The organism is Acinetobacter sp., from assembly GCF_039596015.1.
Lineage (GTDB): Bacteria > Pseudomonadota > Gammaproteobacteria > Pseudomonadales > Moraxellaceae > Acinetobacter.
In genome coordinates, this window is record NZ_JBCNKN010000004.1 from 165,965 (window position 1) to 182,193 (window position 16,229).

The 16,229-nt window shown below is 38.5% G+C and carries 14 protein-coding genes; 9 read left to right on the forward strand and 5 right to left on the reverse strand.

Translation table 11 applies throughout. The features are described 5' to 3' along the window. The first annotated feature begins 112 nt into the window (after positions 1-112). Complete coding sequence (locus ABDV70_RS06010; RefSeq protein WP_343596235.1) at positions 113-1,306, forward strand: aminoglycoside phosphotransferase family protein; 1,194 nt, start codon at positions 113-115, stop codon at positions 1,304-1,306. A 62-nt stretch (positions 1,307-1,368) separates the two neighbouring features. After that, positions 1,369-3,525 carry a TonB-dependent siderophore receptor gene (locus ABDV70_RS06015; protein WP_343596236.1) on the forward strand — a complete coding sequence of 719 codons (2,157 nt, stop codon included), beginning with the start codon at positions 1,369-1,371 and terminating at the stop codon, positions 3,523-3,525. Positions 3,526-3,595: 70 nt separating this feature from the next. Here the strand turns inward: ABDV70_RS06015 and ABDV70_RS06020 are convergent, their stop codons facing one another. The 4 genes from ABDV70_RS06020 to ABDV70_RS06035 all read right to left on the reverse strand — a co-directional run bounded on the left by ABDV70_RS06020 (position 3,596) and on the right by ABDV70_RS06035 (position 7,733). Next, complete coding sequence (locus ABDV70_RS06020; protein WP_343596238.1) at positions 3,596-5,029, reverse strand: PLP-dependent aminotransferase family protein; 1,434 nt, start codon at positions 5,027-5,029, stop codon at positions 3,596-3,598. 122 nt (positions 5,030-5,151) lie between these two features. Further along, the gene (locus tag ABDV70_RS06025; protein ID WP_343596239.1) at positions 5,152-5,277 is read right to left on the reverse strand and encodes a DUF2474 domain-containing protein; all 126 of its coding nucleotides are present in this window, start codon (positions 5,275-5,277) and stop codon (positions 5,152-5,154) included. Between the two features lie 13 nt (positions 5,278-5,290). Next, complete coding sequence (gene cydB / locus ABDV70_RS06030; RefSeq protein ID WP_343596240.1) at positions 5,291-6,301, reverse strand: cytochrome d ubiquinol oxidase subunit II; 1,011 nt, start codon at positions 6,299-6,301, stop codon at positions 5,291-5,293. Further along, on the reverse strand, positions 6,294-7,733 hold the full coding sequence (locus ABDV70_RS06035; protein ID WP_343596241.1) for a cytochrome ubiquinol oxidase subunit I: 1,440 nt from the start codon (positions 7,731-7,733) through the stop codon (positions 6,294-6,296). The genes cydB and ABDV70_RS06035 overlap by 8 nt, the downstream gene beginning before the upstream one ends. A 618-nt stretch (positions 7,734-8,351) precedes the next feature. Between ABDV70_RS06035 and ABDV70_RS06040 the strand changes: the two genes are divergently transcribed. From ABDV70_RS06040 to ABDV70_RS06060, 5 genes are all read left to right on the forward strand, one after another. Then, entirely contained in the window at positions 8,352-8,495 is a 144-nt protein-coding gene (locus ABDV70_RS06040) for a hypothetical protein (protein ID WP_343596242.1), read from the forward strand. Between the two features lie 39 nt (positions 8,496-8,534). Then, the gene (locus tag ABDV70_RS06045; RefSeq protein ID WP_343596243.1) at positions 8,535-9,350 is read left to right on the forward strand and encodes a hypothetical protein; all 816 of its coding nucleotides are present in this window, start codon (positions 8,535-8,537) and stop codon (positions 9,348-9,350) included. Between the two features lie 99 nt (positions 9,351-9,449). Then, positions 9,450-10,373, forward strand: a complete 924-nt coding sequence (locus ABDV70_RS06050; protein ID WP_343596244.1) for a DMT family transporter — start codon at positions 9,450-9,452, stop codon at positions 10,371-10,373. A gap of 327 nt (positions 10,374-10,700) precedes the next feature. Further along, a complete protein-coding gene (locus ABDV70_RS06055; RefSeq protein ID WP_343596245.1) occupies positions 10,701-11,333 on the forward strand; it encodes a PAS domain-containing protein in 633 nt (210 codons plus the stop codon). Positions 11,334-11,363: 30 nt separating this feature from the next. Then, positions 11,364-12,359 carry a threo-3-hydroxy-L-aspartate ammonia-lyase gene (locus ABDV70_RS06060; RefSeq protein ID WP_343596247.1) on the forward strand — a complete coding sequence of 332 codons (996 nt, stop codon included), beginning with the start codon at positions 11,364-11,366 and terminating at the stop codon, positions 12,357-12,359. Positions 12,360-12,459: 100 nt separating this feature from the next. Here the strand turns inward: ABDV70_RS06060 and ABDV70_RS06065 are convergent, their stop codons facing one another. Then, on the reverse strand, positions 12,460-13,593 hold the full coding sequence (locus tag ABDV70_RS06065) for a glycerate kinase (RefSeq protein WP_343596248.1): 1,134 nt from the start codon (positions 13,591-13,593) through the stop codon (positions 12,460-12,462). Between the two features lie 252 nt (positions 13,594-13,845). Between ABDV70_RS06065 and ABDV70_RS06070 the strand changes: the two genes are divergently transcribed. Together ABDV70_RS06070 and ABDV70_RS06075 are read left to right on the forward strand one after the other, a co-directional pair. Next, positions 13,846-15,507 (forward strand): phosphoethanolamine--lipid A transferase, encoded by a 1,662-nt coding sequence (locus ABDV70_RS06070; protein WP_343596249.1) that lies wholly within the window; start codon positions 13,846-13,848, stop codon positions 15,505-15,507. 4 nt (positions 15,508-15,511) lie between these two features. Continuing rightward, a complete protein-coding gene (locus ABDV70_RS06075; protein WP_343596250.1) occupies positions 15,512-16,192 on the forward strand; it encodes a response regulator transcription factor in 681 nt (226 codons plus the stop codon). The last annotated feature ends 37 nt before the right edge of the window (positions 16,193-16,229 follow it).

The window sequence follows — 16,229 nt, forward strand, 5'->3', positions numbered from 1 at the left end:
CAGTTTCTAGTTTAAATAATGAATAACCAAAGAAAACTATTTTAGAAAATCAACCCCGTCAGTCCTTTTATCTTTTAAAATAGACGCCTGAATAGATGAACAGTGAGATGGCGTGGAAAAGGTGATGCTTGCAGCAGAAATTAGCTTGGGTCATGGCATGGGCATAGCACTTGAAGAAAAAGATTGGCAATATTTGATAGTAAGGGATATTGAGCATTTACAAAAATATTATCAGGCATTAAGCGGTGATTTTTCTATTTTATGGAATAGCCCCCGACCATTTTCTTCAGCAGCACTCATTCAGGTTGCACAGCAGACTTTTTTTGTGAAGCGAAGCCATCGTTCATTTCGTTCTGCGCAGGATTTAATGCAAGAACATCTTTTCATTGCACATTTGGCGAAAAAAGGCGTTCATGTGCCTCAGGTTTTGACCGCACAGACAGGCATGACGGCTGTTGAAATTGGAGACTGGAGTTATGAAATTCATCTCCATTCATCTGCGATAGATTTATATGTTAATACGCCTTCATGGAAACCTTTTTTTTATGCTGAACATGCTTTGCAAGCAGGGAAGATGCTTGCAAAACTTCATTTGGCAGCAAAGGATTATGACGTTGTTGTAGGAAGAACAGCACGTTATTTATTTTCCAATCAGGATTTATTGGAAAGTGGCGATATTATTCAGACATTAGATGACAGAATAAAAAATAGTATCGCTTTGACACAGTATTTTCTTGATAAAAAAATGGATTCAACTGTATTGAATCAATTGAAGCAGGTTCATAAAAAAATAGTTGATGCTTTACGCCAGTTTCCCAAAATTTGGACACATAACGATTTTCATGCATCCAATTTACTTTGGCATTCAGATACAAAACATGCAGAAGTCGCATCTGTGATTGATTTTGGATTATGTGACCGAACTTCGATTGCTTATGATGTTGCAGTCGCAATTGAACGTAACTTTATAGATTGGCTTGGGCTAACTGAAAGCTCTGAAATTGTGATTGATTATGCTGGTTTGGCAAAATTCCTTCAGGGTTATGCAGCTGAGTCTGATGATTTAGAACAACTTAAAATTGTGCCCGAATTATTGAAAATTGTTCATGTGGATTTTGCGTTTTCCGAGCTGGAATACTTTATTGCGATTACGCAAAATCAACAACATGCAGATGCAGCTTATTATGATTGGTTACTTGGACATACAAAATGGTTTTGCAGCCCACAGGGGATTGTGTTTAGTGATAAATTAAAATCAATGATGGATACGTTGTTTGCAGATCGCTCATTAGCTAACCCGATATAAAAGACTATGGCTTTCTTTAAGTTAACCTTTTAATATTCTTTCTTTTTATTGATCCTGTTTTCATGAAACCTAAGCACTTCAAGCGACATGCTTTGTATCAATCTCTTGCGTTGGTTGTGTTGGCTCCTGTAGCTGCAACCCAAGGGCATGCAGAAGACAATGTACAGCAACTTTCGACCATTACGGTACATGCCAATGACGTATCAAAAGAAAGATATGTTGCAAAAACAGTCGATTTGACAGGTTTTGGCACACAGCAACTTGCTCAAATACCTGCTTCGGTTTCTGTGATTACGGCGGAACGCATTGCAGATCAGCATGCAAAACTTTTGACTGACGTCGTCAAAAATGATGCTTCAATGGGTGATGGTTATGCACCGATTGGATATTATCCGAACTTTGTTTCACGCGGTTTTAGCCTAGATTTGGCGTCGAGTTATTTGATTAATGGTAATTTGGTGCGTGGCGAGCAGAATATTGCCCTTGAAAATAAAGAACGAGTTGAAATTTTAAAAGGTATTTCTGCTATTCAAAGTGATATGTCTACACCCGGTGGTGTGGTGAACTTTGTGACCAAACATCCAAAAGACATTCATGCTATTGGATTTGATGTCGATAGTTATGGTGATAATACCATTTCGGCAGATTTAGGCGGCTTTGTTGGAGCACAAAAGCAATTTGGTTATCGGGTGAATATTGCTCAGGAAAAAATACATCCTTATGTAGAGCATACCAATGGTCAGCGAACATTTGGTTCTGTGGCATTGGACTGGAATGTGTCAGATCACTCACAGTTACAGTTTGATCTTGAATCGCAACGCCAACGCCAGCGTTCTGTTCCGGGATATCAATTGTTAGATGGTCAAACTGTACCAACTGATGTTAGTTGGAAACGATTACTGGGTTATCAAAGTTGGGGGAAACCTGTCACCATCAATAGTTTGAATACCAGTTTAAAATATAACTATACGTTTAATGATGACTGGACAGCAAGCCTAAGTGCATCGCACAGTAAAGCTAAAATTGATGATTATTCTGCTTTCCCATATGGATATTATGCAGATGGAACTTATGATCTTTATGATTATCAAAGCCCAGATGATGCACGCAATACAGATCAATATAAAGCAGTCGTGAAGGGACATTTTAGTATAGGCAAGCTTGAGCATCATGTCATGCTTGGGTTAACGCAAACCAATAAAACGCAGAAACAATATGAAGGGGTGAATACGAATTTGGATGCCAATGGTAATCCAATGAGTGGAAGCATTTACACAGATACTCCAGATTATCAAACAGCAGATAATGATTTAGGCCCTTATTATAAATCACTTGATAGTAAACAAACTGCCTTGAGTATTCAGGATCAAATCCAGCTCAATACACAATGGTCGACATTACTTGGGGGAAAATGGGTGCATGTGAATGAAAAAGCATATGACAAAGACAGCATCCAGACCCGTAAAACTCAGATGGACAAATTTTTACCACAAGTTGCCCTGATGTACCGTCCTGTAGACAATACCAACTTATATGTTTCCTATGCAAAAGGATTGGCAGATGGTGGTCAAGCACCGTTGTATACGCAAAATAATGTGAATGAAGTTTTAGCCCCGATTCAGTCTGAACAGTACGAAGTTGGTATTAAACAGCAAATCCAAAAGTTTTTAGTGACAGCTGCTGTTTATGATTTAACACAGGACAACCAATACAGTAGTAGTCTTGCTGATGGAGAACAAATCTTTATTGCACAAGGTAAACAACGTAACCGTGGTGTTGAATTATCGGTCAATGGAGATCTGACAGAACAATGGTCGATTACGTCTTCTGCCGCGTGGATACGCTCTCGATTAACAGATATTGACCGTGCAGCGTTTGCAGGCCATCAAACACAAAATTCTCCAAAATTCAGAATCGCAACGCATCTTTCTTATGCCGTACCTGAAATTGAAGGTTTACGTGTGTTGGGTGGTTTTCAATACAGTGCCCGAAAGTTTGCCAATAAAGAAGGTTCGGTGAGTGTACCTAGCTATACCATTTTTGATGCGGGTGTTGCATATAACTTTAAGTTGTATGGTTATGACACGGCGTTGCGTTTCAATGTTGATAACGTATTCAATAAAAAATATTGGCGAGATGCTGGTGGTTATTTAGGTGATGACTACTTATTTTTAGGTGCACCTCGTACCGCACAGTTATCACTTAAATTTAATTTTTAGATAAAAGCACACAGCTCATTAAAAACGTCAAAATGTAGATTCATAAGAAGATCTACATTTTGACGATGTGCTATTCATTGATCGTCTTTAAGGTAGAGGTATGGTTTTGCCGAATGCATGCAATGAGTGTATTCATTGCCATTTCAATTTGATCTGACCATTCAAAAGAACAATTCACCCTTAAAAAATGTTGTTGTAACTCCAATACATTAAAGAGAGGGCTTGGTGCAACGCTAATATTTTGCTGTAATAATTGTTCATAAATGTGCATGCTATTCATATTTTTAGGTAATTTTAACCATAAAAAATAACCACTTGGATAATAATAAACTTCACATTCGGCAGGGAGGTTTTGTTTGAAAAATTGATAAAACTGTTTTTTACAACGCTCTAACATGAGCCTTAAACTACGTAAATGCTTTTCATAATGATGGCTAGATAAAAAGTCTACTAGTGCATGCTGGACTAAGGCATTTACCGAAATGGTACTCATGAGTTGTAAATGTTGAATATGGTTTGAAAATTTGCCTGCATATACCCAGCCAACACGAAACCCAGCCCCCAATGTCTTAGAAAAAGAAGAGCAGTGCAAGACCAGATTTTGTTGATCGAAATATTTCATGGGTAAAGGTTTTTTACCGCCGTAGTACATTTCTTCATAGACATCGTCTTCAATGAGATAGATCTGATATTCGTGTAATAACTTGGCGATTTCATATTTAATTTCGTCACTGACCGTAAAGCCAATCGGGTTATGGCTATTGAGCATCAGCCAGCAGACCTTTATTGGATAGGTTTTTAGGACTTTGGTGAAGGCATCAAGGTCAAATCCATACTTTGGATGTTCGGGAATGGTAATGACTTTTAAGCCCAAACGCTCTGCGGCTTGCCATGCGCCATAAAAAATAGTTTGTTGCAATAAAATATAATCACCCGCTTTTGCAACCGTTTGTAGTGCCAGATTAAGCGCATCTAAACAACCCGATGTAATGACAATGTCATCGGCATCGGTTGGAATTCCTTGCATACGGTAACGCTGGGCAATGAGTTGTCTTAAGGCAAAATTGCCTGGGGGAAGGCTGCCGACCTGATCATAACTGAGTCGATGCCGTGCATGTTGCCCCATAATTTGTAAAAGTTTTGGTGTGTATAGAAGTTGGCTATCGGGAAAAGCTGAACCTAGAGGCAAAATAGACGGAGATTGAGTTGACTTTAAATATTGAAAAACCAGTGAATTGATTTCAACTTTAGAGTTGAGAGATACAATGGATGCATGGTCGAGTAATTTTGACTGAATTTGTTCTGCGACAAAATATCCTGATTTTTCTTTTGCATAAACCAAACCCTGAGCTTCAAGTTCCTGATAAGCATTCATCACGGTAATTAGGCTAAAACCTGACAATTGTACTTGTTCACGTAACGATGGCAGCTTGTCATGTGCATGCCATGAACCATTTTCAATTTGTTGTCTGATTTGTTGTGCAAGTTGTTCAGATTTATACATATTCAAGTTTTGGTGAGGATATCTGTAAATTTTAAAAAAGATGGATAGAATTCTCTACCCATCTTTTGATGAAAAACGGTCTTTGCTATGTTGTAGCATGGACGTAAGTTTGAGTAAATCGCTTATGGATAAGCAAAATATAATAATACCTTAAACAGACCTGCAATCACGCCCAAACCTAGAAACCCCGCGAACCAAAGTACAATAAACCATTGTGTTTGACCTAAGCGTATATTCATTTTTTTCATCAGTTGACTCCTATTAATGATAACCTTCATCACCAACACGGACTTTGTCACGGAAGATCCAATAGGACAGGATGGTATATCCAATAATGATTGGGATGAGTATGAGCGCACCAATTAAGGCAAATAATTGACTCGACTCAGGTGCGGCAGCTTGCCAGATCGTTACAGAGGGTGGAATGATATTCGGCCACAAACTAATCACGAAACCCGTAAATGCCAGAAACACCAACGCCAATGTGTAAATAAAAGGTGTGATGTCATTGAGTTGCTCTTTTTTACAGTCTTTGATAATCAGCACAGAGAATAATAACACCAGTAAGGGGACGGGGCTGAAATACATCAGATTTGGCATGGCAAACCAGCGAGCAGCAATTTCTGGATGTGTCATTGGGGTATAAATACTGACACCAACAAACACAACCAATAGTGCAATCACCAGTTTGGGCATTAGTTTAAACATTTCATGTTGTAATTGGCTTTCGGTTTTGAAAATCAGCCATCCACAACCCAGAGCTGCATAGATAATAATGACGCCTATGCCTGTAAAGAGTGAAAATGGTGTCAGCCAATCTAGCCATTGACCAGCAAAAATACCATTCGAGGTTTTAATGCCCTGAATGTATGCACCTAAAATCACGCCTTGGAAGAAGCTAGCCAAAATTGAGCCCCAGATAAAAGCCAAGTCCCACAATGCTTTGGTTCTATGTGCTTTAAAACGAAACTCGAACGCAACGCCACGGAAAATCAGGGCAACAACCATGAGAATAATCGGCATATAAAATGCTGATAAAACAGTGGAATAGACCAAAGGAAATGCCGCATATAAACCTGCACCACCTAAAACCATCCATGTTTCATTTCCATCCCAAACGGGTGCGACAGTATTCATCATCACATCGCGTTCTTCGCTGCTTTTAATAAATGGAAATAGAATCCCGATACCTAAATCGAACCCATCCATAATGACGTAAATCAATACGCCCAGACCAATAATGCCGACCCAAATTAAAGAAAGATCAATCATGATGTTTCTCCTGAGATTCTTTTTGATTGTCAATAGGTTCATCTACGGTGCTTAAAGGTCGCATTGCAGTTTGCACTTGGCGATGTGGCGTTGTAGAGATTTCTTCTAAAGTTAAAGGGCCTTTGCGAACCAGTTTAAGGATGTAGTAGATACCACTACCAAAAACGATGGTATACACCACAACAAAAAGAATGAGACTAATACCAACCTGACCTGCTGAAACAGCGTGAGATAAGCCATTTTGAGTTCGTAATACACCATAAACCACCCAAGGCTGACGCCCAACTTCAGTTGTCACCCAACCTGCAAGAAGCGCGATATAACCTGTCGGCCCCATGAACATGGCAAATTTATGAAACCATGACGCTTCAAATAGACGATTGGTTTTACGTAGCCATAGCGCAAGTAAAGACAGTCCGACCATTAACATGCCTAAACCGACCATGACACGGAAGCTCCAGAAAACGATGGTGGCATTTGGACGATCTTCAGCAGGGAAATCTTTTAAACCTTTGACTGTCCCATCTAAACTATGGGTAAGCACTAAGCTACCTAGATGAGGAATACCCACTTCAAATTTATTTTTCTCAGCTTGCATGTCGGGAATAGCGAACAACAAGAGTGGCATCGATTCATTGTAGTTGGTTTCCCAATGTCCTTCGATGGCTGCGAGTTTTGCAGGTTGATGTTCTAAAGTATTTAGCCCGTGGTTATCACCAATAAATACTTGTAAACATGATGTGGCAAGTACCATCCAAAGCCCCATGGAAAAAGACTTTTTAACCAGTTCATCTCTGCGACCTTTGACTAAGTGCCAAGCAGAAGTCCCCACAACCAATAATGAAGAAACTAAAAAGGCTGCTGTACCCATGTGTGCAAAGCGATAAGGGAAAGAAGGGTTAAAGACAATTGCAAGCCAGTCTTTGGGTACGATAATGCCATTTTCTATGGCAAAACCTTGCGGTGTCTGCATCCAGCTATTGGATGATAAAATCCAGAACATCGAAATACAGGTACCAATAGCGACCATGACTGTTGCAAAAAAGTGTGCTCTTGAGCCAACTTTTTCCCAGCCAAAAAGCATGATTCCAAGGAAACCTGCTTCTAAAAAGAAAGCACTGAGAACTTCATAGGTTAATAGAGGGCCCGTCACACTACCTGCGATACGGGAAAATTCGCTCCAGTTGGTTCCAAACTGATAGCTCATGACGACACCTGAAACCACACCCATCCCGAAAGCAACGGCAAAGATTTTAATCCAATATTTAAAAAGGGCTTTGTATACGGGATTTTGGGTTTTTAACCAACGCCATTCTAGGACGGCTAGAAAACAGGCGAGACCAATGGAGGTGGCAGGGAAAATAATGTGAAATGACACGGTAAAGGCAAATTGTATACGTGCCAGTTCTAAAGCTGTTAGACCAAGGCTCATATAACCTCCTCTTGAACATGCTAAAAAATTGAAAGAGAACAAACGTTATTTGTCAGCTATCTAAATCACACTCAAAAATCGGGAGTGTATTTCCAAGATAAATCTGTAAAAATAGGAGAATAAATAAAGAATGTTCAATCACTTGTTCTCTAATTTTTGCAATTAAAATGCCAAAAATAATAAATAAAAAATACTTATTAAAATCAACAAATTGTATTTATCTAAAAATACTTGTGTTTCATTTTACGCCGTATTTCGTTCCATTAATGTTTAATATTTGTCTAGCTGAAACAAAAATGAAACATAGTAAAAAAGCACAATCGATTTATCTGAGGTTATATTCAGAAAATTTATTTGGATATATTGTGAACAGTAAAAATAAGCTGGCACAGTCGAATGATTTGCATAAGCACAACCTCTTATAAAAATGATGAGAACAATCATGCTGTATTCTTATCTGTATTGGTATATACAGAAAATTTAATAAAAACTATAACAGATAAGAAGTTAATACATTATCTGTTATAGTTTTTTAATACAGTTCTGTTACTAGTGTTCATATCGAAGTTACAGCAAAATAATTTCAAGATAAGTAATTCACTTTAAAGAGAGATGACCATGAATAATTCGGAACAAAAACCAAAACGTAACGAGAGTGGAATTTCTGAAAAAGCATTCAAACGAATGATTTTATTCTTCTTTTTGTATGCGTTGTTGTTCTGTGTCGGTGTGATTATTGCGGTGAATCTCGACAAGCTCTAATGGATGGATTGGATTAACAGGTCACAGGACTATATGCTCATGTTTACAACGCCACAGTTGAATTTGCTTCCGAAACTTGTCGGGGCATCAAAAATTTCAGACAAAGTTTGGCATCAGCTTCAACACGACTTTATCAATATTGAAGCGACTTTATTGCGTGGTAAGGTATTACGTGAGTTTGCAAAAAAAGAAACTATTTATCTTTTACAGTCACGTATTGAAGAGGAAAGTGCAAATTTAGCTTATTTATTTGCACCTTTCATTCTTGCCAATTTGAATAAAAAAGTGATTTATACAACACCTGCGACTGAGCCAGTATCAACGGTTTTAAACAAGTATTATCAAACACAAAGCCAATATTCGTTTAAACCAGATGATATTCTAAGCAGCATGAATTTGTATTTGGAGTTAGCTGATTTATCTTTATCCAAACAGGACTTTATTCATTACAGCCTGATTAAAGCGTTATGTCGTAGTGATGTTTCAAGCATATTTATTTTATCTGATCAGGCTTTAGATGAAGACATAAAGATTCAGTTTGAAGCCTTTTTTAATGTCGATATTTTTATTGTGCCGACAGAGCAAACTGAGCAAAAAATTCCGATGAGTTCGCAGTTAAATATGCATCGATTATTGTTTAAAGGGAAAGATGAACAATATGCACAGATTTGTCGGACTTTTTCAGAAATGAACAGTAAATTAACGTATCACTGTGATATTTTTACACCAAATCAGATGGCGCACTTAATTGAAGATATGTTTTATGCAGAGCATATTTATGAAAAAATATCTGTCTATGCTGAATATATTCAAACATTGATTCAAAATAAATTATTGCCATATAGAACGGTATAAGCCTTTTTAGATAAAAAAATAACATCTGTTGTGGACTTGATGACGACTCACTATAAAATAACCCATCCATAACCGTAAAAGCATGGTTGCATTTTTTTCATGAGTACACCTCGTTTAGGTAAGTTGAGTCAGGTTTCATATCTCCCTCAAATCGCTTTAATTTTAATTACAGTGGTCTGGGGGGGAACTTTTTTGGTGGTGCAACATGCATTAACCTCGAGTTCTCCGATGTTCTTTGTCGGGCTTCGTTTTGCGGCTGCGACTTTGGCTGTTGGATGTCTTTCAATACGCGCACTTTCGAAAATCACATGGAAAGATCTGCTTGCAGGCAGTGTGATTGGGCTGGCGATCGCAGGAGGATATGGTGCTCAAACGGTTGGATTACAAAGTATTTCAAGCAGTGAATCGGCTTTTTTAACGGCATTGTATGTGCCCATTGTTCCACTATTACAATTGGTTCTATTCCGAAAAGGTTTAAGTGTGATGGCGTGGCTTGGGATATGCTGTGCCTTTTTAGGCGTTGTATTATTAACAGATAATGGCTGGCATAACATTTCTTTTACCTTCGGGCAGATCATTACATTATGCGGTTCTATCGCCATTGCTCTTGAAATTATTTTAATTGGTTATTTTTCAAATAAAGTAAATATTCAATGCGTCACGGTGATTCAACTGGCAATTGCATCATTGGTGGCATTTATAAGTATGCCTGTCGTTGGGGAAGTAGCACCGTCTAGCTTGAGTTGGACATTGATCATCACCGCCGTTGGGATGGGACTCGCAAGCGCATTAATTCAACTTACGATGAACTGGGCGCAGCGTTCAGTTGATGCGTCCCAAGCTGCAATTATTTATGCTGGAGAGCCTGTTTGGGCGGGGCTTTTTGGACGCATGGCAGGCGAACGTCTTAGTATTTCTGCACTTTGGGGTGCAATGTTTGTAATCATTGGCGTGATTCTGAGTGAGTTCAAATGGAAAAAGCGAAATAAAAGAGATCCTGAAGATGAATTACAATCTTTGTGATCATGATGCATTTTCATAAATCATGGGATTAAAAATGATGAGGACTGGCTTAGGATTTGTTGAAAAAAAATATCATTTAAACTGTGAAGAAATAACATACTTTTTGCTGATTATTTACTCTTAGGGTCAATATTAAGCATGCTGTGAGTAAATAAAATATGCTCTTTCTATGCTTAATCAATATTTAAAATCATTTATCGTTAATGTTAAAGGATAATAAATGTGCTGTAGTATGGAAAAATGCCAGAATGATCAAATCGAAGATTCTAAATGTGCCAAAATTAGTTAGAATCTAAAGAAATCGATTGCAGAGTATAAATTTCATTCATGTCAAAAAAGACGATTTCACAACAACATTTGTTGGAACAACTAAGCAAAATTGGCGAAGCGTTGAGTCAGACTTTTAGCCCATTTTGCGAAGTCGTTGTGCATGATCTGAGTGATCCAGAGCATGCTATTCATAATATTTATAATAATTTATCTGGTCGGGAACAGGGTGGTGCTGCAACGGAATTAGGTTATGCACGCATGAATGATCCTGACTATCCTGCTATTATTGCAAACTATAAAAACCAGTTTAAAGATGGTCGACAGGTGAAAAGCACATCTATCGGCATTAAAAATGAAGAAGGTGATTATGCAGCAGCCTTGTGCCTGAATATTGACTTGTCTATTTTTTCAGCTGTTCAAAATATGTTAGGTCAGTTTACTTCTTTTCAAAGTAGTGATGCATTAGAGTCCTTAGATCCACGAAATACGCAAGGGTTACGTGAACGTATTGATCAGTTCGCCGCACAAAAAGCGAGTACGGTACAGGCGTTAAAAACAAATGATCGACGTGAGTTGGTTCAGACCTTAAAAGCGGAAGGTTTCTTGGCATTACGTCACTCAATTGACACGATTGCAACATATCTCGGAATTTCACGTACAACGGTTTATTCCTATATTAAAGAATCATAAAGGTATTCATCCAGAGTGAAGGGAGTCGATATGCCTCAAGCGACAGATTTTAAATTGCCATGTTTTGATGATATTCTGGATGCCGAACAACGTATTTATGGCGTTGCACATTCAACGCCTGTTCTATGCTCAGAACGCTTAAACCAAAAGTTTTCAGCCGAAATATTTTTTAAATGTGAAAACCTGCAACGGACAGGGTCATTTAAATTCCGTGGCGCTTTTAATGCACTCTCTCAATTTGATCAAGTACAGCGTCAACGTGGTGTGATTGCATTTTCATCGGGGAATCATGCACAAGGAATTGCTTTGGCTGCGAAATTACTCAATATTCCCGCAATCATTGTAATGCCAGAAGATGCGCCAAAGATCAAAATCATGGCAACAAAAGCGTATGGTGCAGATGTTATTTTTTATGACCGTTATACACAAAATCGGGAAGAAATTGCGAAGCAACTGGCAGAAGAGAAAGGCTTAACTTTGATTCCTGGCTATGACCATGCCGACATTATTGCTGGACAAGGGACGGCAGCAAAAGAGTTGATTGATGAAGTTGGGACTCTGGATATGTTGCTGGTTGGTCTTGGCGGTGGTGGTTTGCTGTCAGGCAGTTTGCTTGCTACGAAGGCGTTATTGCCAAATTGCCAGATTTACGGTGTTGAACCCGAAACAGGAAATGATGCACAGCAGTCATTAAAGCAAGGTCAGATCGTTCATATCGATACACCGAAGACGATTGCCGATGGCGCTCAGACCCAACATTTAGGCAAGTTGACATTTCCCATCATTCAACAAAACGTAACGGATATTTTAACGGTCACGGATAATGAATTGGTTCAGGTCATGCAGTTTTTTACTCAAACCATGAAAATTGTGGTTGAACCAACAGGTTGTCTTGGAACTGCGGCATTGTCCCAATTGGCAGATCAAATTCAAGGTAAACGTGTTGGTGTGATTTTAACAGGTGGTAATGTCGACCTCAGCGTTTATGCCACTTTGTTGAATAAAGAAATCCAACCATTCATTTAGACATTGTTGAAATACTACTTTTATGTCTTGTCGCACCTGAGTATTTGTCATTACAAAGTGTGATGAATGGTTAATTATCCTAAGTTTCCTGCATATCTTATTATTTTAAAACACGAGCAATATTTTCACAGGTACGTTGTAGGTTTTTCTGACCATTGATACAGGCGGTTTTCAGGTCCGAACTACGGTCTAAAATCCCAAAAATAGCAGTGAAACCCTGATCGTACAATACATCTATACCATCACCGACATACCCAGCACAGGCAAAAACAGGTTTATGGTATTGTTGCGCCAATTTTGCAACGCCTAAGGGTGTTTTGCCGTATTGGGTTTGAAAGTCAATGCCACCTTCGCCAGTAAAAACATAGTCCGCTTGAGCGATAGCATGCTCAAGATCAATTTCTTCAAGAATGGTTTTTACCCCAGATTGAATTTTTGCCCCTGTAAAAGCCAATAACCCTGCACCTAAGCCTCCTGCCGCACCTGAACCTGCAATGTGATGAAACTCTCGTTGGAATTGTTGTGTTAAACAATGCGCATAATGCTGCATGTTAGATTCAAGGGTTTCTACCATTGCTGCTGTCGCGCCTTTTTGTGGAGCGAAGATATGACTTGCACCTGTTTTTCCAATCAGAGGATTTTCTACATCGCTGGCAATGACAATGTCGGTGTGTTGTAAGCGGGGATCTAGACCTGAAAGGTCAATGGTGTGGGTTTGATGTAAGTAACCACCACCCAAAGCCACATTTTGTCCATGCTGATCGTAAAATCGAACGCCCAAAGCATGTGCCATTCCTGCACCGCCATCATTGGTTGCACTTCCGCCCAATCCGATAATGATTTTTTTTGCACCATAATCCAGTGCTGCGCGAATGAGCTCGCCAGTCCCCAATGTGGTGGTTAATAATGGATTGCGTTGTTCAGATGGCAGTAAGTCAAGCCCATTGGCTTTTGCCATTTCAATCACAGCCGTTTGACCTGAGTGGATCATGCCAAAATAACTTTCTATTTTTTGATTAGGCAGTGGACCTGTGACTGTCGCAGGGATTTTTTCTCCATTTAAGGCAAAAAGTAAGGCATCAATGGTTCCTTCTCCACCATCTGCCATCGGTTTATAAATAAAGCGGGCATCTGGGAAGATTGATTTGATACCTGCATGCATTGCCTGACAAGCTTCTATTGCTGTCATACTTTCTTTAAATGAGTCTGGTGCGAGCACAAATATTTTAGACATATATTCCTATAAAATACTGAGAAAATAGTGAAGTTTGGGGTTATCTCGTCAGCATGATATTTGTAATCAGATATTGAAATCATGCTTTAGTTGAAAGAAGATGTGCAACTGAAATGTAAATAGACATAGAATAAGTGACATAATATTGTAATATATTGTTATGTTATTTATTTTTAAATATTTATTAAATTAATCCTCGCTGAATTTTAAATGATTTAATGCGTATATATTGTTTAGGTGATGAAAAAATACATGCAAGTCTTATCTTCTTCTAGGAAAATAGAAATTTCCCTTACTGGGTTCAACCTGTTAATTGCTGCTTGGTTGGCAGGGGGATTAAATTTTAGTTTCTTTCAGAAAATCTCTCAATTAAGTTCGTACACGGGAGTGGCGCATTATTTTTTCATCTTCGCTACATTTTTATTGTTAACGAGCTTATATTTTATCGTTCTACAGTTATTCAACTGGAAGCGAACTGCAAAAGTCATCAGTGCTTTTTTGATTTTTGTCGGGGGCGGGGCTTCGTATTTTGTCAACCAATTAGGGGTGGAAATTACACGTAGTCAAATGGAAAATGTCGCCCAAACAGATTTTCATGAAACTTTAGACCTCATCTCTGCTGCACCATTTTTAATCTGGTTTGCAGGCACGGTGATTATTCCACTGATTATTATTTTTGCTTTTATAAAGATTAAACCGCAGACAGTTAAAAAAACGCTATTAATGAAGCTGCTGAGTTTGATTATTGCTTTTGCCTGTGCGGGTGGTTGTTTATTTGCATTTTATGGTCAATATGCGCCTATTTTCCGAGAGCATCGGGAGCTGAAAGCAAAAATTAGTCCAATGAATGCGATTTCGAGTGGACTAAGTTATCTCCAAAAACAATTTCAACATAATAAGAAAAAAGCACCTTTGGTTCGTTATGGCGAAGATGCACATGTTGTAATGAATGCATCATCGCAGCAGCCTAAAATTTTAGTGCTTGTTGTCGGGGAAACCGCACGTGCCCAGAACTTTAGCCTAAACGGATATGGCAAACTTACAAATCCAGAATTATCTAAATTAGATATTATTAATTTTAGTAATGTTTCATCGTGTGGTACACAAACCTCTGTTTCTGTTCCTTGCATGTTCTCTGGTATGCCACGTCATGAATATGATGAAAGCTTGGCATCTCATCGTGAAGGGCTTTTGGATGTGGTTCAACGGGCAGGTTATAAAGTGACTTGGATTGATAATAATTCAGGTTGTAAGGGTGCCTGTGATCGTATTCAGAATTATATTTCTCCGAAAGACGACCCACGTTATCAAAAGTCGTGTAAAGATGGCGAATGTCAGGATCAGGTATTATTAGATGCGCTGAAAGATTATCTAAAAACCTTAGATATGGCACATTTGAAACAAAATCAATTGATTGTTTTACATCAAATGGGGAGTCATGGCCCTGCTTATTATGAGCGTTACCCTCAAGCATTTAGAAAATTTACCCCAACATGCGATACGAACAATATTCAGAACTGTGACCATGACACATTAGTAAATACTTATGACAATACTATTGTGTATACAGACCATATATTGGCGACTTTAATTCAGGATTTGAAACAGTTACCAATTGCAAGTGGCATGATGTATTTATCAGATCATGGCGAGTCGACAGGTGAAAGCGGTATGTATTTGCATGGTGCTCCTTATTTGATGTCGCCTAAAGAACAAACACACATTCCAATGTTGTTCTGGTTCTCTGGACAATGGCCACAGCAAAACCAGTTGCGTACTTGTCTAAATGAACAACAGAAAGCAAAATTAAGTCAGGACAACTTGTTCCCAACAGTTTTAGGATTACTTGATATTCAAACGCAAGTACTCAATCCAAAACTCAATATGGTATCGAATTGCCAAGGACGTATTTAATCGTATGATTCGTATCTTATATGTCGAAGATGATGTAATGATTGGCAAGACAACTTACCAATTGTTACAGCATGCAAAGTTTCAGGTAGATTGGGCACAAACAGGGTTGGAAGCATTAGACCTGTTATTTGGCAATCATTATCATGTTGCCTTGCTTGATCTGGGTTTACCTGAAGTTGAAGGTTTGGACCTATTGAAACATATTCGCAAAAAAGCGGATTTGAATCGTATGGGCGTGATTATTATTAGTGCACGCGACCAAAGTCGCGACAAGATACAGGGGCTAAAACTAGGTGCGGATGACTACCTTGTAAAACCTTATGATTTTGAAGAATTGGTCGCACGTATTGAATCTGTATTGCGCCGTAGCCATTTTAATATTGCAGAAGAGTTAAGTTTTAAAGTTGGTGATGTTCAGCTTTTTCCAAATACTCATCGCGTGCTTAAAAAAGGGCAGAATGTCGAACTTTCGAATAAAGAATGGGCCATTCTTGAGCCGATGATGATGTATCCGAATCAGATTTTCTCACGCCAGACACTTGAGCAAAAACTATATGACTGGCAAACAGAAATTAACAGCAATACGATAGAAGTTCATATTCATAATTTAAGACAAAAATTAGGGAAGAACTTAATTCGTACCGTGCGAGGTCTGGGATATTGTATTGAAATGATCAAAGAATAGAGAAACTTGATTGTGAATTTTCCTGAGTATTTTAACA